Below are 24,035 nucleotides of genomic sequence, written 5' to 3' on the forward strand. Positions count from 1 at the left end.
GTCATTTAATAAAGCGCCACCTTTGCTGAACGAATAATATGCTCTCGCATGACCCTTTCTGCTCCATCTGGATCTTGATCAACGATCATTTTATAAATAAGAAAATGCTCCTTAAATGCCTTTTCATGCTCTTCTATATTAGATAATGCTTTTTTACGAATATATTGGTCATATGAATGAACAGACTCTACTTGTTTAAATATAAAACCATTTCTCGCACATTTACGAATAAATTGATGAAACTCACTATTAAATTCGTTTAATTTCTCTCGATTATTCTCATTCGTGAAATTCTCCATCTGATTAATTATAGCTTCCAATTGGATCAATTCCTCATCTGTTCGCTTTATAGCAGCAAACCTTGCTGCGACACCTTCCAACGCAGCTCTTACACGGGCAATCTCTTCGACTGAGCTCATGATATCATCCGAAACAAAGGTTCCTTTTCTTGATAGTGTACTAACTAACCCCTCATTGCTAAGTAGTCGAAATGCCTCTTTAATTGGTGTTGTGCTCACTTCAAAAGCTTTAGCTAACTCTCTTTCTCGTAAATGAAAACCAGGCTCATATTCCCCATTAATAATCGCCTCTTTTAAATAGTCATAAATTAGATCACGTACAGAACGCGACTGCATACTTATTTTTTTTTGAATGTCTTTATCCATCACTATCGTTCTCCTTTTTACTGTTGTTTTTAAGGACATCTGGATTAATAAGACTCGGAGGTACTTCCCCAGTTAATCCTTTGATAAGATTCTCTACAGCTAGTTTTTCCATTTGATACCTTGTATCCTTGGTTGCAGAACCTATATGCGGCAATGTAACAACATTTTTCATTTGAAGGAGCGGGCTATCTTTAGAAATCGGCTCTTGTTCATAGACATCTAGACCAGCTCCCAATATTTTTTTGGATTGTAAAGCATGAATAAGTGCTGTTTCATCCACAAGTTCTCCGCGAGATCCATTTAGAAAAATTGCTGTTTCTTTCATTAAGCTAAATTCCTTCTCACCGATTAATTTGACTGTTTCAGGAACTAAAGGTGCCATTACAAGTATAAAATCGGAAACTTTTAAAAGCTCTTCTAAGGAAGCATAATTAGCTTGTAGATTTTTTTCTGCATATGAATGGGTGGAACGATTATGATAGACTATCTTCATTTTAAATCCGTAATGTGCCCTTTCTGCAATTGCTAAACCAATTCGCCCCATACCAATAATTCCCAATGTTTTATGATGGACATCAACTCCGAATAAATGCTCACCAATATTTTCATCCCATCTGCCTAACTTCACATATTGATCCAATTCACAGATTCTTCTAGATGCGGCTAACAACAATCCAAGTACCATATCTGCAACTGTATCTGTTAAAACATCCGGAGTATTCGTTGCCATAATACCTCTTTTTGTCAGCTCTTCTATATCCAAATTATCATAACCAACCGACATATTAGTGACAATTTTTAAACGAGGTGCTTGAACTAGAAGCTGCTGATCAACCCGTAATTTAGATCCGATAATACCCTCTACACGCTGTAAATCACTAATAAAGTAATCATCCATTTCTGATTTATGCTGATGCTGATGGACGATAAAGTAATTTGTCAATTGTTCCAGCAGATCATTTGGAATAGATTTATATAAAATAATTTCTCGCTTCATAGCAACCCCCTCTAAAAAATCCACCTTTTGGTATATGATATATCAGATTTGATGGAACTACAATATGAATATCATAAACTCTTGATGTCTATCTGTTTCACTCTTTTACATGCACTAAAAAGTATGCCTCCCATCGTTAATAATGAGAAACATATCTTAGAATAGAGCAAACTTCCACTCAGATTTAATACAAGCAACATTAAAAGAAAAATCCGAACTTAATTCAAATTCCCTATTTGAATTAAGTTCGGATTGTTTGCTATTGTATCCTGATTTCCCTGAATCACTTAGCATATTAGGTCGCTTTTCCTTCTCTAACTTTCTTGCACTACCTCAGCAGAATTTTGTCGTTGATAATTCTTTGCCATTTCGACGGCACTTTTGGCTTCAATATATCCCCATATATCATCAAGTGTTGGATGAGATGTTGCTTTTAGGATGCTCTTTATATCATTTGGACTGAGATTAGGATTAGCTTCCAGCATAAGGGCGATGATCCCTGCACAAATTGGTGTTGCCATCGATGTACCCGACAATTGTATATAATTTTCATCGATAACCATCTCCGGGATTTGGGATTCCAACACTGATCCCGGGGCTAACAAGGAGATAATATTTGTACCTGGAGCATATACATCCGGCTTAATCAGCTTATCAATTGTAGGTCCTCTACTAGAATAATCTGCTATTCCATCATCCGTACGCTCTAATGTATTCTTATCATCCGTCGATCCAACCGTAATGACAAATGGGTCAATGGCCGGGGTACTAATCGTTGATGCGGCAGGTCCATCGTTTCCAGCAGCAGCACAAACTACAATTCCTTGATGCCAAGCAGATTGAGCAGCCAGTGATAATGGATCATCCCTGAAAGATTCATAGGCCGGCGCTCCAAGCGAAAGCGAAATAATCCGTATATTGTGCTCTTCTTTATGATCGACACACCATTCCAAACCCTCAATAATCGTGGATAATCTCCCACTCCCTTGCTCATCTAAAACCTTTAGCCCAATAATAGATGCTTCTGGTGCTGGTCCAATATACTTTCCATTGGAGAGACTGCCATTTCCAGCCGCATCGCCAGCACAATGTGTTCCGTGTCCATTATCATCATAAGGTTCGCTTTCTCCGTTTATAAAATCTTGAAAAGCTATAATTCTATTTGTCGGATCCGTCAAGTCATCATGGGCATGGACACCTGTGTCGATTACTGCTATCGTAACGCCTTTTCCAGTTAATCCAAGCTGTTCTTGAACATTGGCAGCTCCTGTTTGCTCACTTGCTATATCTAAGAAGGCAGTTACAATCCGATCATAAAAAATCCGATCTACTGCTTCATGGTCTTTAATCTGTTGTATTCTATCAGGTGTTAAATATCCTTTCATCGCATTTATACTGCGTAGTTCTCTATGGAGATTGTTATGGGAGTCAATATTACATACTTTTAAGAGGTTGTCTTTTTTGCCTCTTTCACAATCCTTTTTCAAATAAACGATAAGGGGGATTTCATTTTTGCTAGTTTCATTCTGGTCTACTTTTCGAGAATTCCGTAATTGTTCCACTAAGCCAGGGTCAAGTTTACGTTCTGCATCTTCAAACCATACTTTTTTCCTGTTGCTCATTTTTACTCCTCCTCGATTATTTTTTGTGTTGTTCACTAATAGATTATCAAGGACTAGTAATGGAAACAATCGGACAAGATAACTATTTTTTGAAAATTTAAACAAAAATATAGTAGTTTTGACGATAGGTAGATATAATAATTAGATTCAATGCGAAGTTGGATTAAGTCTATACTATCAAAGAATAGTATAGTTCCTAAATCAATACACTTTTCTACTATAAACAACCTCACCGTCAATCATCGTCCACTCAACCTTTATCTCTGGGATATCATCTACATCAGCACTTAATAATGAACTATCTAGTAAAATTAAATCTGCTAGCTTTCCTATTTCAATACTTCCTTTTATATCTTCTTCAAAAGATGCATAAGCACCATTTAGAGTATACATACGGATAGCGTCCATTAGTGAAACGGTTTTCTCTTTACCAAGTACTTGCCCTGACTGTGTCATTCTTGTTAATGCAGCATGAATTCCACGCATTGGGGAATATGTAGTTACTGGACAATCAGAGCCGAATGCAGCAGGAACATCCGCTTCTAAATAATCATTTAATGGATACATGTTCGAAGTTCTTTCCCCGTAATTAATTGCATACCCATCTCCAAACTCATAGAGAAAGGCAGGATTTGGTGTCGGTATAACATTCTGCTCCTTCATTCGTTGAATTAAATCTGGAGATGCTATACCAGCATGCTCAATTCGATGTCTTGCATCAGGTCTTGGGTGCAGATTATTAGCCTTTTCAATAGTATTTAGCAACATATCAATTGCGGCATCTCCTTGAGCATGGGCAGTAATTTGCCAACCATTTTTATGTGCTGGTATAAAAATCTCGTCTACCTCTTCTTGTTCATAGTACTGCACACCATATTCATCAGCATCACTTGTGTATGGATCTCTAGTCCAAATAGTCGGACCACTACTGCTGCCATCCAAGAATAACTTAACTGGTCCAATTCGATATTTGTCATCACCCAATCCAGTAAAAATAGCTGATTTATTCATACTTCTAACTATTTTATCAGCTCCATTTAAAGCACCAATCATTACATATAATCTTTGTTTAATAATACCTTCTTTTGAATGCGTCTGTAGTTGGCGAATATTCTGTAACCCAAACCCCGATGCTTCATGAATTGAAGTAATCCCTTTCTCTGCAAACTGTTTAGATGCTATTGTATGTGCTTCCTTCATCTCCTCATTGCTAAAGGAAGCCTTAGCGAACATATCCATGTGCGCACTTTCGATCAGCAGTCCATTAAGTTTACCATTTTCTTCTCTTCCAAGCCTTCCACCAGCTGGGTCTGGTGTGATTCCTGTTAATCCTGCTTCTTCAAGCACTCTACTATTAACCACAGAAATATGATTACACGTTCTGGTCAAAATAATTGGATTTTCAGTCGATACTGAATCCAATTCTTCTTTAGTAGGGAATCGCTTTTCTTTAAACTTGCTTTCATTATACCCCCAAGCACGAATCCATTTGCCAGTTTGGGTTTTTGAAGCTTGCTCTTTCATAGCACCTATCAAATCTTTAATAGAATTAATACGCTCATCTTTACAAGATACCGATAACTCATTGGTACCATGTAACGTAATATGTATATGGGAATCAATAAAACCTGGCATTAACGTACGTCCACCTAAATCAATTACTTTTGTGTTCCTATCTTTTAGTTCTAGTATTTTTTCATTGTCACCAACTGCTACTATTTTATTTTTAGAAATAGCAACAGCTTGAGCAACTTCATTACTTGCATTCACTGTGATGACTTCTCCATTAATCATTAAATATGTCATTGTCTCGCTCCTTAAAAAATTTAATGACAGTACTAAATCCCTATGACAGGCTATAAGAAATAGAAATAGATCTCAAAATTCCCATTAATCTGTCTATTTTGTTACTACATAATTTTCATCATCTACTTCTTCTTTTATTTCATCTTCATTCTCTTTAAAATTGTTTAATGCACGGTCAAATCGATCAATTACGTTTTGTTGTCTTGGTGCTGTAGAAAGACTAACCGTTACATACAGAACTACATTTAGAATAAGTCCCCACATAGCAGGATTTAAACCAAATGGACTTGTTATTCCTGGTACAAAAGTGAAAAGTAACGTAACTGCTACTCCACCAAATAAACCAGCGATCGCACCTTTTCCATTTGAGTTTTTCCAAAAAAGTGCACCCATTGTAGGAACAATCAATTGTGCCGTACCACCAAATGCAACAAGCCCGATTGTTACAAGCACTCCTGGAGCAAATAATGCAAGTATATAAGCGATGATGGAAAACAGAAGAATAGCAAAACGTGATACCTGTTTTAGTTGACTATCGGAAGCTTTGGGATTTTGATATCGTTGATAAAAATCCTTCGTAATGACAGTAGATACTGCATGGATTTGACTATTTGCTGTAGACATTGCTGCTGCAGCTCCACCTGCAAGCACTATCGACCCAAACACAATTGGCATATAATCCATTACCATCATCGGTAATATCTGATCTGCATTTTCTACATTTGGCATCACAAGAACACCTGTCCAACTTATTAGTACGGAACCGATATACGTAATCGCAATAAATGAAATGAGGAGAGGCATTAAATTAAATAGTTTACTATTTTTCACTGCATACATTCGTAACCATAATTGTGGTCCCATGATCGCGCCAAGTGCAGTAATCACGCACAAAGAAATCCATGCAGCGTAACCTGATTCCCCTTCTGGACCAGGAAGCGTTAAATGAGCAGGATTTTGCTGACTCATTTGTTCAAACATTGCAGTCGGACCTCCAACAAGGCTTGAAATATAAAGACCAACGAATAATAAACTGAAAAACAAAAGAGCACCATAAATAACATCTGTCCATGCAACTGCACGCATTCCACCTACCCATACATACACAATAATAACAGCATAGAAAAGTGCAGCAGCCATCCAAAACGGAATTACTCCACCAGATGCTACCTCAATTAAGTAGGCACCACCGGTTAATTGAATTTGTAAATAAGGAATAGTAAAAACACTAACAATCAATGCCACAATAATACGCAACTTCTCACTATCATAAAAATCCCCAAGAAAATCTGAAGGAGTTGTATAATTAAATTTCTTTCCTAGATACCAAATTCGTTTTCCTACAACATAGTACAAGTATCCAAATAATATATTCCATGCAAAAGCTGTTAAATAAACAGGGCCATCTGTATAGAAAGAGGCATTCGATCCGAGAAATGCGAATGCACTCCACCAGGTTGCTGCAACTGTAAAAAATGCAGCAATTGACCCCATTCCTCTTCCCTGAATAAAATAATCATCACTGCTGCTTTGTCCTTTAGATGCTGCAACAAACCCTACAATAAGTGGTATTAATAAAAATAGAAATATAATTATACTGCCAGAACCCATATATAAATACCCTCCCTATTCTTTGTTTTTCCCCCAGTTCGTCCGATATGCAATATATAAAACAACGCAACAAAACAACCACCAAAACAAAACCCAGCTAATAAGAAAAGGAAATCCAAAAATCATTGGTTCTACACGATTTGCAGCTAGAATAATAGGACTTTCTAGCATAATTAGCCCGAAGATTGTACATAAATGGTAAACATATTTTGATTTAAATATTTGCAAATTAATCACCCATCCCTATTTGGTAGAATTATTAATTGTCTTTACATTTTTTTGCTTAAATCAACAATATATATTATTGAGAAAATTATAAATATTCAAAGTTTGATTATCATTGGACGAAGTGTAAAAAGAATAGCTGACCGATGTTTCGAATTGTAAAAGAATGGTCCACCTCTTCTTCTTCTCTTTTGTTTATGTATAGGGAAACGATTAGTCTGGAATAAGTCCATTAGAAAACCACATAAAAAAACCTCCTTTTAACCTTTCATATCTTTATAACCGAAATGAAAAGTTAAAAGGAGGTGTAAACAATAAAAATTATACAAATTAAAACAATCTTATTTACGTATTAAGAACATACGCCGAACATGAAAGTTACAATAGAAAAGTATATTATTAAACCTTAGCTCTTTAATCACTAAACAAGTTCACATGATCGATACTAGAAAGTTTGCATAATACGGAGGAACTATTTAAACCAACCCTTTTCTTTTAATTTGGAAATGGCTTCAATACGGTTGCTGACATTCAATTTGTCCATGATTGTTGATACATAATTACGAACAGTACCATTTGTTAAATAAAGTTGACCTGCAATCTCTTTCGTTGTCTTCCCGTCGGCAATGAGTTTAAGCACTTGCTCCTCCCGCTCTGTCAGCGGATTTCCTTCCTCGTAGGCCATATCAATTAATTCTGGTGCATACACCTTGCGACCAGCCATAATAGCGCGAATTGAATTTGCTAATTCTTCACTAGGACTGTCCTTTAATAAATAACCGCTAACATTCGCTTTACGCGCTCGTTCAAAATATCCGGTACGAGCGAAAGTAGTTAAGACAATAACTTTACATTCATCATCTCGTAATACTTCTGCTGCATCTAACCCAGTCTTCACAGGCATTTCTATGTCCATGATACACACATCAGGCTTCCATTTCTCAACTAAGTTTAATACTTCTTCCCCATTCTTCGCCTGTCCAACCACTTCCATATCCTCTTCCATACTAAGAAGAGTGCCCAAAGCTCCGAGCAATAATTGTTGATCTTCGGCAATCACAATTCGAATCAATTCGACTCCTCCTGTTCCGTCTGTTGAATTACACGTGGCACTTGGATGGTAAGGATGGTTTTACTCTTATTCGTAGCATCAAACGACAAGGATCCATTAACGAATCCCAACCGCTCCTTCATTCCAAGAATTCCATTCCCTTTAAATGTATGTACCTTATCTTGAATACCTATACCATTATCTATAATGCGAATTGTCCATTCATCAGGTGTTTGCTTCATTACTATTTTACACTCTGTTGCCTCACTATGTTTCACCACATTTGTTACTGCTTCTTTTAAACACATACTTAATACATTTTCAATGAGTAATGGGGCATCCCAACGCTTAAGATTATCTTCCACTTCAAAAGTTATTTGTGCTACTTCAAGAAGTTGGCGAACACGGATAAGCTCATCTTTTAATCTGGTTCCTTTCATTCCAGAAACAAGTTCACGAACCTCTTTCAGAGCTGTTCTTGCTGTTTGATGGATATCCACCAACTCATTCTTCGCTGACTCAGGGTTAGCGTCAACTAATTTTCCAGCAAGTTCACTTTTTAGCCCCATAAGCGAAAGTTTTTGTCCCAATGTGTCATGCAAGTCTCGAGCAATGCGCTCACGTTCTTCGAGCACAATTAGTCGGGCGATTTTTTGATTGGCATTCTCTAGTTGATTTTCTAACTTCTCTCGTTTATTTCGATTATACATGGTAAACGGAAGTAAAATAACACCAATTACACAAATAATAATAAACGGCCATTGAGTATAAAACATCGCTTCTTGAATGAAAAAACCAATGCTTACTGCTGCCAGTGTCGTGACGAGATGGATAACATACAGTGAAATAAAACCAGCCTTATTCTGTATGTTCCCTATAAAGAAAGCTAAAAATAATGAAAAATATACATAACCAAAATATAGAGTTACTCCAACACTAATGAAGATTTCAATACCAACAGATACATAGACCGTCCAGCCTTTTTTAATAAACGCCAATCGGTAAGTTGCAAAGAATAAAACAATCATGATTACTCCAACAGCAATCTCTATTGGTGAAGAGGAGCGAAGCACAAAATAAAATGGAAGCAGACAAAATGCAATCCACGCAAAAAGACTAAGACCCGTATTTTTCGGAAATAGATGATACCAATGTTGCATTCCAATCTCTCCTCTATTCATTCCTTGTTTTGCTTAGTATAACAAAAACCCTTCATACGTGTTATAAAGGGTTTTGTTTCTAACCTATAATTTTTTATTTTTTCTAACCGTCATTAATCTATTTTGAGAAGAATGATTATTTTTGAAAACTTGTTTTTCTTGACTTTAATTGTTGGTTTAATTTGTCTTCATTCTCCATCTGCTTAAATTGCTTAAAAGAAACAAATGACTTGCTCTTTTCATCATACAAACGAAAACGAAGTGATTGTAAACTCGTTAATAACGTGATTGTTGTTGCTTTGTGCAATGGTGGTGTTGACTCATGTGCTTTCTCCAAGTGGTAGTTTGGAACCCTTGGGCTTAAATGGTGCACATGATGATAACCAATACTTCCTGTTATCCACTCGATTACCTTTGGAAGCTTATAATAAGAACTTCCATCAACTGCTGCTTTTACATAATCCCATTCATCTTCATTTTCAAAGTAAGAATCTTCAAACTGATGTTGCACATAGAATAACCAGATTCCTGCAGCTCCTGCAACAAATAAAATTGGTAATTGGACGACCAAAAACGCTTGCCAGCCAATAGCCCAAATCAATAAACCATAAATAGCTAAAATGGAAACATTGATTAGATATGTATTCCAGCGCTCTTTACGTTTGGCACCTTTTCGATTAAATCGGTTTGAAATCAAGAATAGATATGCCGGACCTAATCCAAACATAATAATTGGATTACGGTAAAGTCTGTACGCAAGTCTGCCCCAAAAGGAAGCATTCGCATACTCGTCCACTGTCATTACCCACACGTCACCAGTTCCACGTTTATCTAAATTACTACTTGTCGCGTGGTGAATAGCATGATCTCGTTTCCATTTTTCAAAAGCAAAGTGCGTGATAATACCCGATATCGTACCGACGATTCTGTTCGCTTTGGCATTTTTAAAAAATGACATATGCGTACAATCATGGAAAATGATAAAGATACGAACAACAAATCCTGCTGCAACAACCGATACTGCTAAAGAAAGCCAAATAGATACCGATAGGCTCTGATATGCCAGAAACCATAATAGGAAGAACGGCAAAATAGAATTTATTAGTTGAATAATGCTCGTCCTTGTATCTGACTTAGCAAAGACGGAAACACTTTTTCTTAATTGCGCTTGTTTTTGTTTACTCATGCTTTTCCTCCTCTAACAGGTTACATATTAGTACTATTCTAAACTTCGGATAAAGCTTTCATAAGTCATAAACGTCATGGAATGATATGACATTTGTCATATAGAGGTGTTGCTTTGAAATAAACTATGAAAATTTATACTATAGATTGATCATTTTGAATAAAGTCTGATGATTTATAAAAAAGTTTGATACAATGACGTTGACAATATGGATTGTGATAATGCAACAGACGGGCGGAATAAATAAGGGGCAACACTAGGTTGCACCTTGATGCACCTATAACTATCTTTACTATAGCTCTTCATCTAAGTAATAATGAAAAAGGAAAGGCGATGAACAATATGATTTTTGGTGACAAATTAAAAAAGGAACGAGAAAAAAGAGGTTGGTCACAAGACTATCTCGCTGAAAAAGTATATGTTAGTCGTCAATCAGTTTCAAAATGGGAGACTGGTAAAAATTATCCTAGCATCGAAGTGATTATCAATTTAAGTGACTTATTCGGTATCACGATAGATGAATTATTGAGGAGTGACGAAGAATTGAAAGAAAAAGTAATTCGAGATAGTAAACAACTGGCGCATCCAAAATGGAAAACTTTTTTTGACAGCTTATTTTTATTAGGTGCATTTTTATTATTAGTAAAGCTGATAATTTTGGGCTTGAATTATTTCATTGGTACAGAATTTTTGGTAACAGATGGGAAGCTAGTAAAAATCTTAGCCAACTTTTTACCATTAGCTATGATGATAATAGGCGGAATTGGTTCAGATAGTTTAAAGGATAAGTATATTGATTAACTAATTTGTATCATATTCAACCAGATCAAAGGTCAGTCATAAGCTCAATGCATAGATTCCGCTTCCCTGTAACAAAAAACAAGCGTGGTATTTTTTATCCGTGTTTCATGAAAAATACCACGCTTTTCAATTCAATTAATCTATTCAAAACTAACTATATATATTATTACCGATCTGTTAGAGGAATCTTATCATAATCCTCTACATCCAATTCATAGACTTCATCCGTTGCAAGACTATTTAAAATTCCGTATAACCCTTCTTCAACAGCCTTAGTCAATTGTCCCATTTTCTTTTGACCAAAACTTTGCGTCTGTCCGGTAACTTCAAATAATACAGCTCCACTTCCATTTAGCGCAAACGAACCAAGTGCAGTACCTGGTAAATCTAAGTCCTGTGAATAAAGTGAAATATTGCCAAATGGTGAATTCCCCATCTGCTGTAATGCATCATAAGCAGCAACATTCAATTGTTTGGAAAAATCTTCATTATAAACGTCCGCATACTCACTATATTTCTCCCCTTCTGGTGTACTAGGGTGGGGTACAAATACACCCGATAGAGATAATGTAACTGGAATATCAGTACCATCGATTACATATTCACCTTGATGATGTAGGTCTATAAATACATCAACAGTACCAAATTGTTCTTGCAGATCTTTATAAACATCTCGGATGGTCTGAGCTTCGGGAGTAATAAACCATCCTGGTTCTGAAGAATTATTTGGGAAATCTTCAAATTGTGGTACATAATTCAAATTCGGATTAAAGTCTCGATTTACATCAAAACCTGGATTTGAAGCATAATCCCAATATTGGTTAGTATAAGTATAATAATTCCAAGATGGCTCTGCACCTTCCAATTGTGGGAACTGATTAATTACTTCATCCCAATTCAACTCATTACCACGACGATTCAATTCAGAGCCATCAGGATTGACCATTGGCACTGCCACAATTGTCACCTCTTCTCTAAGTTGTCTCATTTCTGGAGAGTTGTTTTTACCTATCTTTTTAATCATATTTAACAACGCTTTTGTACCTACTTTTTCATTTCCATGAATCTCACTTTGAATCAAAACAACTTTATCACCTGAACCAACTGTCGCCTTATAAATTTCACGATTGTGATTAGAATAACCAACAACATCTACTTCTACATTACCATTGCTTGTTCTTTCAATTTGATTAAGTTCTCTTGTTAATTCATCATGACTGATAAAACCTGAAACTGGTGGCATATTAATTTCTGACGCCTCTGAAATAACTGGGGAACCAGCAAACGGTGTTAACATCCCTGCACCTAACAAAATAGAACCACTCAACAATACAACCTGTCCTATACGTTTCATCTTATCCCTCCACATTTTTAGTTTATATGTAGAAGTATTCCTTCTATATCTATCAATTTCCTTCAAATAAATTAAAAATGAATCTATAATACTCCCATACTTTCAAAAAATTAAGTCATCTACCCTAACACTTTTTCAAAAATTAGGTTTAATGATCCTATTTGTCAGGACTAGGGGTTGCAAATAAATAAGTTGAGTGTGTTGTTAATACAAATCAATACTAACTCCCAGTATTTTCGACTACGACCTAACTCATATTTTTTGTTACAACAACTTTATACTTTGGTAAACCTAACTTTATAACAATGTTATATAATACAGTTGAACCTACCAAAAGGAGGAGAATCAATTGCAAAATATCCAAAAAAGAACACTGATTATAGCTCTTGTATTGCTTGCATCTGTATTATTGTTTATCCAACCATTAACAAATATTTTTGTGAATGCATCCTCAGGAGATGAATCAGTCTCGTCTCCATACACCGTCTCACAGGCTATTGCCAATCAAGATAATTCTAGTCAAACGGTTGAGGGATTTATTGTCGGCCAACCAGTCTCCACAACTTCAGTCATCACAAGTAACTTTCCAAATAATTACGCTTTGGCATTAGCTGACAGCCCTTCTGAAACGAACATAGAAGAAATGATTTACGTTCAAATACCATCTTCATTTCGAACTTCATTCGGCCTACAATCTAATCCTTCCATATTAGAAGAAAAAGTAAGAGTAACTGGTACACTTACAAACTATTTTGCGCATGCTGGAATAAAAGATGGCACTGCTTTTGAACTGCAGACGGACGACGAACAACCACCAGAAACAGATCCTGAAACTCCATCCCCAGACGGCTATTATGATGAAGCAGAAGGTAAATCAGGAGAACAATTAAAATCTGCTCTACACAACATCATTGATGATCATACGGAAATCTCCTATTCAAATGTTTGGGAAGCACTACGTGAAACAGATGAAGATCCAAATAACTCCAATAATGTACTTCTTCTTTATACTGGTCGTTCACAAGGGAAAAACGAAAACGGTGGAAATGCGGATGACTGGAATCGCGAACATGTTTGGGCAAAATCTCACGGAGACTTCGGTACATCGATGGGGCCTGGCACAGACCTCCATCATTTAAGACCAACAGATGCTTCTGTAAACAGTTCCAGAAGTAACCTCGACTTTGATGATGGTGGCAGCGAACATACAGAGGCAAGTGGAAACTACTATGACTCCGATTCCTGGGAACCAAGGGATAGTGTAAAAGGTGATGTGGCAAGAATGATTTTTTATATGGATGTACGTTATGAAGGTGATAGCGGCGAACTAGATTTAGAATTAAATGATCGAGTCAATAATGGATCTGCACCATATCATGGAAAACTATCCGTATTACTGGAGTGGCATGAGGAAGATCCGGTTGATGATTTTGAAAGAAGAAGAAACGACATTATCTACAACGATTACCAGCATAACCGTAATCCATTTATTGATCACCCGGAATGGGTGAGAGAAATTTGGGATTGACATGATTATACTTTTAATTGCAGTTGAACAATTCTAAGAAGAATAATTTGTTTTGTTAAAAAAACCTCACCGAATACCGGGTGAGGTTTTTTTTGATAACTGTATTCAAGTAATGTATATCTATGGGAGCACAATGTAGCTGTCTAGAACTCATTAATTTTCACTTTGTTTTAGAATTTCATGTTTATCCCAATCCAACTAATCTATTAAGTTATTTTCCCATCCTTCAAGTAAAATGTTGGTATAGTTATAAGGTTTATTATCCCATCTTTCAAGTAAAAGATTCGCGTCACTATTGAGTCTATTATAAGCTTCTTGTTCAATTAGTCCATTTTCTCGCTGACTATCTAGTAAAACTTTAAATCCATTCAAATGTTTAACCATTTTCTCACTATTCTCTTGGCTTTCATAGTTTTCTAGAGCAGCTAAATGGTTATCTACTAAACGAGCATCCCTATCATTTTTAAATTGTCCCTCTTCTGTAAAACGTACCATAACATCTCTCATATCTGTTATGTTGTCTGTCCAATACCTAGGAATTTCTGTAAGGAAATTATCGCCATTCAAATTATCAATAGAACCATCAGCCATATGAGAAATAATCCCCCATAACCCATTTTCCACACGGTCAACTAAGTCTTGATCATAGCCAAATTGAGGTTGTTGACCAGGCATTTCGAAAAGGACAGTTGCCGTTCCATTAAGAGCAAATGCAGATCTGGCTTGTCCAGGAAAATCACGTTCTTGAAAGTGGATATATTGGGCTACACCAGGCTCTTCTTTATCTGAGAATTCCTTTACCCCAAGAGCTGCAGCTAACGCATAACGTTTAGACTTATCCTGATCCAACAATGGATAATCATCGTATTTTGAGCTATCATCTGGTCCTAATGGTGGATAGTCTATTGCAATTGTTACGTCTTCACCTGTTTTATTCATTACTGGGGTTCCCATGTGGTGAAGATCAACATAAGCTTCTACATGGCCAAACTCATCTTGCAACTCCAAATAAAGATCTCGCAGTAATTGAGATTCCTTAGTTATGAAGAATCCAAAATCATTAGTGTGTCCAGGTAAATCTTCAGCTACTACTTCATAGTTCAAATCAGCATTAAAGTCACGATTAAGGTCAAAGCCACCATTTCTCTCATTATAGTACCATGCAGGTGCAGCACCCTCTAAACGCGGGTAGGTAGAAATAACTTCTTCCCAAGAGAAGATGTTTTGTCTTTGAGGTATCTCCAGACCATCAACATTATATCGTGGAATAGCCACTATAGTAATCTCTTCACGAATAGATTGTGCGAATGAACTATCGCTAGTGCCAAGGTATTCTAATATTTCTACAAGTGCCTCCCCACCACTTTTTTCATTGCCGTGAATACTACCAGTGATTAATATCACTTGATCACCTGTACCAATACGTGCAGAAATTACTTCATTTCCTTGTTCGCTGTAACCGGCTACATTAGTCTCTACTTTTCCATCACTAACTTCTACAATTTCGCTTAGTCTTTCAAGGAATTCTTCATTGGTCATCCAATCTCTTTCAGCTTCAGCTGAAACTCCACTTACTGGAATCGATATTATCACTAAGACAATTACAAAGAACATAACTCTTTTCCAAATGTCATTTTTCATAATATAGAGCATAATATCCTCCTCGTAATATCAATTTACAATTTCAAATTGTTCTCGATAGTTGCAGAAAAGTAGATTTACTATGAATCTATGACCCCTCTCTATAATTATTTTTTGCCCACTTCCAATAATTTACTTTATAATTAGAAATATTCTTTCAAAGATCACTATTTCCTTCAAGTAAATTAAAAAATGAATCTAATCTACTCTATCAGTTTTAAAACTTGAGGCCTGCTCCCTAACACATATTTCATAAATTAGGTTTATTGTCCCTATATATAAGAACTAGGTATTTTTAAATGAAGTTTATTAAATGAAGTTGGTTATTCTTTTAAAATTCTTTTTAATCTAACACACCAAAAAAGGATAACCCTAAAGGCTACCCTTTTCACACCTTACTATTTACATTAACTCTTTAAACCTATTTACCACATTCTCTACCGTAAATCCATACTGCTCAATTACTTCGTCTCCTGGAGCAGATGCTCCAAATGTATCAATACTCATTACAATGCCTCTACTACCAGCATATTCTCTCCACCCTACTTTGGAGCCCATTTCAACGGTCAATCGTTTATGCAAGTCCTTTGGCAGTATACTTTCTTGGTATTCAGTTGATTGTTTTTCAAACAGGTCCCAAGATGGCATACTTACCACATTCACATGAATCCCTTCTTCGGCTAAACGGGTTTGAGCATTAATAGATAGAGACACTTCGGAACCCGCTGCAATAATAATCCCATCAGCTTCACCCTTCGCCTCAGATACTATATAAGCTCCTTTACATACCCCTTCACTTGCCAATTTCTCTGTTTCTTTTAATGTAGGTAACCCTTGTCTTCCTAAGACTAGCATTGTAGGATGACCTTTTTCTTCCACAGCAATCTTCCATGCTTCTCTTGTTTCGTTAGCATCCGCAGGACGAATGACTGAAATCCCTGGCATTGCTCGAAATGCAGCAAGATGTTCGACTGGTTGATGTGTCGGTCCATCTTGCCCGACAGCAATCGAATCATGTGTAAACACATAGATCACTGGCAATTCCATTAAGGAAGCTAGCCTAATTGCTGGGCGCAAGTAATCTGAAAAAACGAAGAAAGTACTGACAAAAGATCGTAAATGATGTAATGCCATTCCATTAGCAATTGCTCCCATGGCGAACTCTCTCACACCAAACCGAACATTTCTACCAGAATAATCATTACGACTAAAATCAACATAATCTTTTAATCTCGTTTTTGTTGATGAATCGAGGTCAGCAGACCCACCTACTAGTTCAGATAGCTTACTAGCTAATGCATTTAATGTTTCACTCGATGCAACCCTTGTAGCAAGCGTATCACCTACGGTATAAACTGGAAGACCGTTATCCCACGCTTCAGGAAGCTCTCCATGGATGATTCTTTTCAACTCTTTTGCTAATTCCGGGTATTCATTTTGGTATTCAACAAATAAGTCATTCCATTCTTGTTCTTTCTCTACACCATTTGCTTTTATACTATTAAAATCCTTATATACTTCTTCTGGCACATGAAATGCTTCATGTTTCCAGTTATAAAATTCTTTTGTTCGTTCTATTTCTTCCCTACCTAGTGGATCGCTATGTGCATCACTTGTACCCTGTAAGGAAGGAGATCCATAACCAATAACTGTTTTTACTTCTATAATCGTAGGTCTATTTTCATCGGCTTTCGCTTGTTCTAAAGCAATTTGAATAGCTTCAATATCATTTCCATCTTCTACATATAAATATTGCCAATTAAAAGATTCAAACCTTTTTTTGATATTTTCGGAAAAAGACAACCCAAGTCCACCATCTAAGCTAATATCATTTGAATCATACATTACAATTAATCGTCCGAGGTTCAAGTGCCCGGCTAGTGATGCAGCTTCATAAGATACACCTTCCATAAGATCGCCATCCCCACAAATGGTATATGTGTAATGGTCAACTACAGGGAAATCTTTTCTATTATATGTTTCAGCCAAATGTCTTTCTGCCAATGCCATTCCGACACTTACTGGAATCCCTTGCCCAAGTGGTCCTGTTGTTGCTTCCACTCCTGGAGTTATTCCATATTCAGGATGTCCAGGTGTTTTACTTCCCCATTGTCTTGTATTCTTTAAGTCTTCAACCGTAACATCAAACCCAGAAAGATGCAGCAGATTATACAATAGATTTGACCCATGTCCAGCTGACAATACAAATCTATCACGATTAAACCAACTCGGATTTTCAGGATTAATATTCAACACATTTTTCCATAGACTATATGCCATAGAGGCTGCACCCATGGGCATTCCTGGATGACCATGCTGTGCTTTTTCCACACTATCAATAGTTAACGTACGTATCGTGTTAATAGCTAATTCAGAAACTGTCGAACTTCCTGTTGCCATATAAGAGACCTCCTATATTATATTGGTTATTTTATAAATAAAATGTCTAGGTAATTTTGTTTTGCTTCTTCTTTTTAAATGGTATTGCCATTAGTACGATAATTACAATTAAACTTACTGTAATAGCAATTGGTCCTGCATAATTAGCCAAGGAGCCAAAGAAAATACCAGTTACACCAAAATCAGCATCAGAAAATGTCGTATTAGCAAAACCTAAATCTCCTAGTACTGGCATTAAGAACACTGGTAGGAACGAAATAATTATCCCGTTCACAAAGGCTCCTGTAATAGCACCTCTAAATCCCCCAGTCGCATTACCAAAAACTCCTGCGGCAGCTCCTGTGAAAAAGTGAGGTACAACACCTGGAAGAATTATAATACCTCCAGTAAAAATCATAATAAACATACTGAATATCCCACCAACAAAACTTGCAAAGAAACCAATTAACACTGCATTCGGTGCATACGTAAACACAATCGGTACATCAAGTGCCGGTTTCGCATTCGGTACCAGTTTAGTAGAAATTCCTTTAAATGCTGGTACAATTTCGGCTAGAACTAAACGTACTCCTGATAGGATGATAAATACTCCTGCTGCAAAACTACCAGCTTGAATTAGAGAGAATACTAGAAAGTTCGTGCCTCCACTTAGTTCACTCTCGATAAATGAAGGTCCTGCAAAAAGCGCTACAATCAAATACATCAGGATCATTGTTAAAGCTATACTAACTGTACTATCTCGTAAAAAGCCTAATCCTTTAGGAAAGTTAATATTTTCAGTAGAATTTTCCTTACTGTCTTTAAAAAGTTTACCTACTAAACCACTCGCAGCATAACCTACAGCACTAAAGTGACCAAGCGCAACATTATCATTTCCTGTTAATTGACGCATAAATGGCTGAAGAATAGCTGGAGACAATGTCATCACAATACCAAGAGCAACAGACCCTGCAGCAATTAATCCAACTGTGTCGAACCCTGCTACAGCCATAATTACAGCTAGCATCGCTGCAAGATAAAGGGTATGATGACCAGTCAAGAAAATATATTTGAAACGGGTAAATCGAGCTATTAAGATGTTGACAACCATCCCAAAGAACATGATTAACGCAGTATTTCTTCCAAATTCAGATAATGCTAAAGCAACAATTGCTTCATTATTCGGTACAACCCCACTAACATTAAACGCTTCTTCAAACATTGCACCAAAAGGCACCAGTGAAGTTTCTAAGATACCTGCTCCAGCAGAAATTACAAGAAAACCAACAAAAGTTTTTGTCGTTCCTTTGATGGTATCAGGCATATTCTTTCTTTGTGCAATTAAACCAATTAAAGCAATAAGTGCTACTAAAATTGCCGGTTCACTCAAAATATCAATTAAGACTTTCATTGCTTTCCCCCCTTTTTTAATACTCTAATGTTAAACCAGTCCTTTTTCTTCCACTACTTGTTTTACTTTTGATCTTAATTCATCCATATCAATGATGCTCTCCATAACGACCACTTCACCTAAATGTGATCCCCCTTCAGCAATATCTTTTGCAAGGAAAAATACATCAGCATCTCCCGGCGCTGCCGAACTCAAATCAGAATGAGATACTTCAACACCTGTTACACCTAGTTCGTTTAAAATTTGGTTGATATTCATCTCTACCATAAAACTCGTTCCTAAACCTGAACCACAAACAGCTAAAAATTTCATTATTGATTCTCTCCTTTTTTTATAATTTCAATGACTTGCTCTGCCGTTTCAGCTGATTTTAAAGAGTCTAGTAATTCATTGTCACCTAAAATTTTTGTTAACTGTGCAAGTGCCTTTAGATGTGCTTCACTATCTATCGCAGCTAAACAAATAAAGATATCAATTTTATGTTCCTCCTGATTTAAAAGCAAAACTGATGATTTTGTTCTAAGGAAGGACATCCCTAGCTGATTCACTCCATTTTCCGGTCTCGCATGTGGAATAGCGACCCCTTTTCCAATGTGAATATACGTACCCACTTCTTCCACTTTCTTTATCATCGCATCCACATACTGCTTCTGTATTTTATTGGATTCTACCAATGGTTGTGATGCTTTATTGATTGCATTTCTCCAATCCAATTTTTCCTCTGTAAAATGGATTGTTTCTTTTGTTAATAACTCTGATAACATTGGTTTGTCCATCCCCTTGATTTTGTTTTGTGCATAAAATAAATGAACTATTTCGGAATATAGCTTATATTCATCTTTTACCTCTGAATGTTTCTTAATTAGCTCCATTAACTGATCCACCGAGACATTTCGTTCATTCAACCTTGGAAATTGTTGTAATACGGATCGAATTAAATAATTCTTTTCCACATCTGATAGTAAAGGCTTAACCATGAAGACTGGCTTTACGGAAGTAACACGAACCGTTGAAAATACTACGTCATACGTGTCTGTAGGTATATCTTCCAATCTGTCACGATTACTTACTCTCAACAAACGAATATCAGGAAACAGGTCTCTTAATTGCGCCTCTAACATGATTGACGAGCTTACTCCATTCGAACAGATAATTAACCCAGTTATTTTCTCTGAATTCATCTTTTTACCTTTATCCAAGAACCCCCCGAAAAGTATAGTGAAACATCCAATTTCATCTTTGCTAATTTCTTTGCCAGTCCAAAGCGTCAACGGGGTTAATGATCGCTTAACAAATTGAAAAAGTTCTGTATACTCCGTCTGTATTCGATCAGTTAATGGATTAAAAAGCGGAATCTCAAATGAAATCCTAAAAAATGCTGGAACTAAATGATTATATAGACTTTGCTTTAGAAACTCTTTATCTTCAATTGGTAGTAACGTATTTTTTTCAAATTCATCCATAATCTGTCCTGCTAATACCTCTAAAGCAGGATTTTCAGAGATTGGGACTACATGAAGTGTCATCAATAACTGTATCGTTACAAAATAACTTTCCTCCTCACCTCCTCCAGGAAATAATTTTCTTGATAATGCTTTACCATGCTTAAACATACTCTGCCCTTCAAGCATCTGTTTTTCTAAACTTTTAAAAGATAACTCCTTCTTCAACAGACGAACTTTTATTAGAGTTAGGTAGATAATCATCTCTGTTTTTCTACTTTTAACTAACGATAGCTCTTTAGACTCCAAATACTGATCAATAATCTGCTGTGTTTCTACAAGAACTTCTTCCTTACCCCAAGACTTAAGTGCCAAGACAATTATTTCTTTCCCAAGTGGTTGAGACAGTAAATGATTGACACAATATATTGCTAGCCTCCGCTTGTCTAATTCAGTACCAACAAAATGATATCCATCCAAACGAGTATAAATAAAGTCAACATTCCTATTCTTACTTATTTCTTTCAATCTTTTTACATCGTTAAGAGCTGTATTCTTACTAACTCCCAGTAACAGCTGAATATGGTAATTAGAAATAGGCTCTCTTCTAATAAATGTATACAAATAGATCAAGTATGATCTATCCTGTTCAGATATAACGAACTGATTAGCATTAAGATCTAAATTGTTAGTTTTAAATAACGTCTTTAGTTGTTTCTTAATAATAATGACCTGGTTTGATATTTTAATTGACGGTAAGTCATTGACCGTTAGTACTTCGTTCACTTTCTCCAAGTCATACATTAACTGTCGTTCAGATAAGTTTAATTGGATTAATATCTCTTGCTTTGTTATTTTGTCATGTTTTATTAATTCTTCTAACAATTTATAAGATCGTTGATCAAACAATGGGTACCCTCCAAATCTTAATCTTATTGTAAAACGCTTACAATGCTGATTCAATACAAATTGAACCCAACTTTTGCAATGATATTCGAACACTAATTGGGCTATTCAATGTTAGATAATTGGTCTAAGTTTTCTTTATACTAATATACATACACATTGGATATTAGATACTACGTTTTAGATTTATCTAATTCGATTCTTAGATAAATTTAGGCATAAAAAATACCACTTTTTTACAAGTGGTGCCTATAGTGATTATTCTGTTTGACGCTACATGTAACATATTTGATCTTCGAAATTCCCCGCTTCCTTCAATAACCCATCAATTACTTCCATCCTAAACATAATAGGCACAGACCAGAATGTAATCATTCTGAGTAATGCGGAAAAAATGAACCATCTTTGTAAAGTTTCTCGCCGCCATTTGTGGACGATTGAGTCAGTGTCTATGGAGCTGGTTTTGGTATGGAAGAATTTCACAGAATTAAATAGCTACTATTATTTATAATTAAAAACTGTTTTAATCTAATGACAATAAAAATACTACGGAAGACAATTAATCTCCCGTAGTATTTTCCTCTATTAATCGTTAATAAAAACCCAAAAAAATCCATTGCAATACTTCTTTAAGTAAATACTCTGTGTTACGATTCAACAAATCATATGCGTCACCGGAAATCAGCTCTTCATCTCGATGATATTCCAAGAGATTTTGTAAACTCTTGAAATGCTTCAACTATTTATTGTTTGCCCGTTTTATTCATAACGAATAGTAAGTTCTTGATCTCCTATCACAGTTGAATCGAATACAGAAATCTAATAATCTATTTGATAAACTGTTCATATATTCTTCCCGTTTTAAAAAGAAGATCCTCCCTATAATAGCTTGTAATCATCTGAAAACCTAAAGAAACACCATCCTCTTTCATCCCAGAAGGCATTGTCAATGCAGGATGGCCCGTAAAATTAAATGGAGAAGTATTTCGAACCATATAGTCTCCAATTGCCTCATATTCTTTCCCGTTAAATACCTGTTCTTCATGAATATACGGAGGAAGAATTGGCATTGTCGGTGTTATCATGATATCTACTTCCTTTAGGAGACTATCCATTTTAAATTTCCATTCTTCTCTTGTCTTGAGAGCATTCAGATATTCAAATGCAAGTATGTTATTTCCTTTTTTAAAGGTTTGTACTAACCCTTCATTGTATGATTGTTTATGAAGTGTATACTTTTCATTATGTCCAACCGTAATTTCTGAGGTTCCTATTGTTCTAGACAACTTTAACGAATCATTATTCAGAAAGGAGACGTCGACATTTTTAAGCTGAGCTCCTAACTTTACCAGATGATTTATCATCATTTCCATCATCAAATTCGTAGTATTATCATTAAATTCATTAAAATACACATTGGGAAGACCAATCTTTACATCGTTTAATCCGTTTTTATCATCAAATTTTCCGTATTTTGTTCCGGTGAGTGCCTCCATTAAATATTTTGTATCATCAATATTATTTGCAATAACTCCAATGTGATCCAATGTCCATGAAAGAGGCATTACTCCTTTCATTCCTATCAACCCAGTTGTAGGCTTGACTCCTACAACTCCACAGCAAGCTGCCGGTACTCGTACTGATCCTGAGGTATCTGTTCCAATTGAACCGATGCTTAATTCTGCTGCAACAGATACGGCAGATCCGCTGCTTGATCCTCCTGCGGTTCTATTCTTATTCAGAGGATTAAGTACATTTCCGAAATGTTCGTTCTTAGAGGTAACATCTGCCGCATATTCAGACATGTTATTTTTCCCTAAGGTAATACAGCCTGATACCTCCAATACATTTACCACTTCTGCATTACTTTTGGCAATATTATTTTTATCAATTTTCGATCCATTTGTTGTAGGGAATCCCGCAATGTCAATCGCATCTTTAAATGAAGTTGGTATACCGTACAAATTCATTTTCTCTCTGTTTTTCCATGTTGCTTCAACTTTTTCAGCCTGCTCAAGAGCTCTTTCTTCCATTAAGGTAATATAGGAATGAAGCGTCGTATCCATTTCTTTAATTCTCTTTAAGTAATTATTAGTGATTTCAATAGGAGAATATGTACGCCTTTTATATCCTTCTAAAAGCTCTTCTATAGAAAATCCCATAGAAACTCTCCTCTCTAAAAAAATGTTCATTTTCAATCATCTATCTGTATCTCCTTTAAGCAAGAAGAAAGTACATCTCGAATTTTAG

The 24,035-nt window shown here is 36.0% G+C and carries 18 protein-coding genes; 2 read left to right on the plus strand and 16 right to left on the minus strand.

Annotation, left to right across the window (positions count from 1 at the left end; translation table 11 throughout):
- Nucleotides 1–5: 5 nt before the first annotated feature.
- From C794_RS15480 to desA, 9 genes are all read right to left on the minus strand, one after another.
- The gene (locus C794_RS15480; RefSeq protein WP_017798070.1) at nucleotides 6–665 is read right to left on the minus strand and encodes a GntR family transcriptional regulator; all 660 of its coding nucleotides are present in this window, start codon (nucleotides 663–665) and stop codon (nucleotides 6–8) included.
- Nucleotides 658–1,662 (minus strand): 2-hydroxyacid dehydrogenase, encoded by a 1,005-nt coding sequence (locus tag C794_RS15485; protein ID WP_017798071.1) that lies wholly within the window; start codon nucleotides 1,660–1,662, stop codon nucleotides 658–660. The genes C794_RS15480 and C794_RS15485 overlap by 8 nt, the downstream gene beginning before the upstream one ends.
- Nucleotides 1,663–1,976: 314 nt before the next feature.
- On the minus strand, nucleotides 1,977–3,284 hold the full coding sequence (locus C794_RS15490; protein WP_017798072.1) for a S8 family peptidase: 1,308 nt from the start codon (nucleotides 3,282–3,284) through the stop codon (nucleotides 1,977–1,979).
- A 201-nt stretch (nucleotides 3,285–3,485) separates the two neighbouring features.
- Nucleotides 3,486–5,090 carry an amidohydrolase gene (locus C794_RS15495; protein WP_017798073.1) on the minus strand — a complete coding sequence of 535 codons (1,605 nt, stop codon included), beginning with the start codon at nucleotides 5,088–5,090 and terminating at the stop codon, nucleotides 3,486–3,488.
- Between the two features lie 93 nt (nucleotides 5,091–5,183).
- Nucleotides 5,184–6,701, minus strand: coding sequence for a sodium:solute symporter family protein (locus C794_RS15500; RefSeq protein ID WP_017798074.1), 1,518 nt, complete (start codon nucleotides 6,699–6,701; stop codon nucleotides 5,184–5,186).
- Between the two features lie 15 nt (nucleotides 6,702–6,716).
- Nucleotides 6,717–6,929, minus strand: a complete 213-nt coding sequence (locus C794_RS15505; RefSeq protein ID WP_017798075.1) for a DUF3311 domain-containing protein — start codon at nucleotides 6,927–6,929, stop codon at nucleotides 6,717–6,719.
- A gap of 469 nt (nucleotides 6,930–7,398) precedes the next feature.
- On the minus strand, nucleotides 7,399–7,998 hold the full coding sequence (locus tag C794_RS15510) for a response regulator transcription factor (RefSeq protein WP_017798076.1): 600 nt from the start codon (nucleotides 7,996–7,998) through the stop codon (nucleotides 7,399–7,401).
- Nucleotides 7,995–9,137: a sensor histidine kinase gene (locus C794_RS15515; RefSeq protein ID WP_017798077.1), complete on the minus strand. Its 1,143-nt coding sequence runs from the start codon at nucleotides 9,135–9,137 to the stop codon at nucleotides 7,995–7,997. The genes C794_RS15510 and C794_RS15515 overlap by 4 nt, the downstream gene beginning before the upstream one ends.
- Before the next feature lie 136 nt (nucleotides 9,138–9,273).
- Nucleotides 9,274–10,323 carry a Delta(5) desaturase DesA gene (desA, locus tag C794_RS15520; RefSeq protein ID WP_017798078.1) on the minus strand — a complete coding sequence of 350 codons (1,050 nt, stop codon included), beginning with the start codon at nucleotides 10,321–10,323 and terminating at the stop codon, nucleotides 9,274–9,276.
- 342 nt (nucleotides 10,324–10,665) lie between these two features.
- Between desA and C794_RS15525 the strand changes: the two genes are divergently transcribed.
- Nucleotides 10,666–11,124, plus strand: coding sequence for a helix-turn-helix domain-containing protein (locus C794_RS15525; RefSeq protein ID WP_026133826.1), 459 nt, complete (start codon nucleotides 10,666–10,668; stop codon nucleotides 11,122–11,124).
- Between the two features lie 166 nt (nucleotides 11,125–11,290).
- Here the strand turns inward: C794_RS15525 and C794_RS15530 are convergent, their stop codons facing one another.
- Nucleotides 11,291–12,478 (minus strand): M14 family zinc carboxypeptidase, encoded by a 1,188-nt coding sequence (locus C794_RS15530; RefSeq protein WP_017798080.1) that lies wholly within the window; start codon nucleotides 12,476–12,478, stop codon nucleotides 11,291–11,293.
- 349 nt (nucleotides 12,479–12,827) lie between these two features.
- On the opposite strand from C794_RS15530, the gene C794_RS15535 reads away from it, so the two are divergent.
- Nucleotides 12,828–14,006: an endonuclease gene (locus tag C794_RS15535; protein ID WP_017798081.1), complete on the plus strand. Its 1,179-nt coding sequence runs from the start codon at nucleotides 12,828–12,830 to the stop codon at nucleotides 14,004–14,006.
- 198 nt (nucleotides 14,007–14,204) lie between these two features.
- Here the strand turns inward: C794_RS15535 and C794_RS19940 are convergent, their stop codons facing one another.
- The 6 genes from C794_RS19940 to C794_RS19945 all read right to left on the minus strand — a co-directional run bounded on the left by C794_RS19940 (nucleotide 14,205) and on the right by C794_RS19945 (nucleotide 23,947).
- Complete coding sequence (locus C794_RS19940) at nucleotides 14,205–15,659, minus strand: FIMAH domain-containing protein (RefSeq protein WP_017798082.1); 1,455 nt, start codon at nucleotides 15,657–15,659, stop codon at nucleotides 14,205–14,207.
- Between the two features lie 390 nt (nucleotides 15,660–16,049).
- Nucleotides 16,050–18,047 carry a transketolase gene (gene tkt, locus C794_RS15545; RefSeq protein ID WP_017798083.1) on the minus strand — a complete coding sequence of 666 codons (1,998 nt, stop codon included), beginning with the start codon at nucleotides 18,045–18,047 and terminating at the stop codon, nucleotides 16,050–16,052.
- Between the two features lie 46 nt (nucleotides 18,048–18,093).
- Nucleotides 18,094–19,437, minus strand: coding sequence for a PTS ascorbate transporter subunit IIC (locus C794_RS15550; protein WP_017798084.1), 1,344 nt, complete (start codon nucleotides 19,435–19,437; stop codon nucleotides 18,094–18,096).
- Nucleotides 19,438–19,467: 30 nt separating this feature from the next.
- Nucleotides 19,468–19,749, minus strand: coding sequence for a PTS sugar transporter subunit IIB (locus C794_RS15555; protein WP_017798085.1), 282 nt, complete (start codon nucleotides 19,747–19,749; stop codon nucleotides 19,468–19,470).
- A complete protein-coding gene (locus C794_RS15560; protein WP_017798086.1) occupies nucleotides 19,749–21,788 on the minus strand; it encodes a BglG family transcription antiterminator in 2,040 nt (679 codons plus the stop codon). Before C794_RS15560 ends, C794_RS15555 begins: the two co-directional genes overlap by 1 nt.
- Before the next feature lie 824 nt (nucleotides 21,789–22,612).
- Nucleotides 22,613–23,947, minus strand: a complete 1,335-nt coding sequence (locus tag C794_RS19945) for an amidase (RefSeq protein ID WP_017798087.1) — start codon at nucleotides 23,945–23,947, stop codon at nucleotides 22,613–22,615.
- Between the last annotated feature and the right edge of the window lie 88 nt (nucleotides 23,948–24,035).

It is taken from the genome of Oceanobacillus kimchii X50 (assembly GCF_000340475.1).
Lineage (GTDB): Bacteria > Bacillota > Bacilli > Bacillales > Amphibacillaceae > Oceanobacillus > Oceanobacillus kimchii.

Coding starts and splice junctions, on each gene's coding strand:
- C794_RS15480 (WP_017798070.1), bottom strand. CDS start 665: ATGGATAAAGACATTCAAAAAAAAATAAGTATGCAGTCGCGTTCTGTA.
- C794_RS15485 (WP_017798071.1), bottom strand. CDS start 1,662: ATGAAGCGAGAAATTATTTTATATAAATCTATTCCAAATGATCTGCTG.
- C794_RS15490 (WP_017798072.1), bottom strand. CDS start 3,284: ATGAGCAACAGGAAAAAAGTATGGTTTGAAGATGCAGAACGTAAACTT.
- C794_RS15495 (WP_017798073.1), bottom strand. CDS start 5,090: ATGACATATTTAATGATTAATGGAGAAGTCATCACAGTGAATGCAAGT.
- C794_RS15500 (WP_017798074.1), bottom strand. CDS start 6,701: ATGGGTTCTGGCAGTATAATTATATTTCTATTTTTATTAATACCACTT.
- C794_RS15515 (WP_017798077.1), bottom strand. CDS start 9,137: ATGCAACATTGGTATCATCTATTTCCGAAAAATACGGGTCTTAGTCTT.
- desA (WP_017798078.1), bottom strand. CDS start 10,323: ATGAGTAAACAAAAACAAGCGCAATTAAGAAAAAGTGTTTCCGTCTTT.
- C794_RS15525 (WP_026133826.1), top strand. CDS start 10,666: ATGATTTTTGGTGACAAATTAAAAAAGGAACGAGAAAAAAGAGGTTGG.
- C794_RS15530 (WP_017798080.1), bottom strand. CDS start 12,478: ATGAAACGTATAGGACAGGTTGTATTGTTGAGTGGTTCTATTTTGTTA.
- C794_RS19940 (WP_017798082.1), bottom strand. CDS start 15,659: ATGCTCTATATTATGAAAAATGACATTTGGAAAAGAGTTATGTTCTTT.
- tkt (WP_017798083.1), bottom strand. CDS start 18,047: ATGGCAACAGGAAGTTCGACAGTTTCTGAATTAGCTATTAACACGATA.
- C794_RS15550 (WP_017798084.1), bottom strand. CDS start 19,437: ATGAAAGTCTTAATTGATATTTTGAGTGAACCGGCAATTTTAGTAGCA.
- C794_RS15555 (WP_017798085.1), bottom strand. CDS start 19,749: ATGAAATTTTTAGCTGTTTGTGGTTCAGGTTTAGGAACGAGTTTTATG.
- C794_RS19945 (WP_017798087.1), bottom strand. CDS start 23,947: ATGGGATTTTCTATAGAAGAGCTTTTAGAAGGATATAAAAGGCGTACA.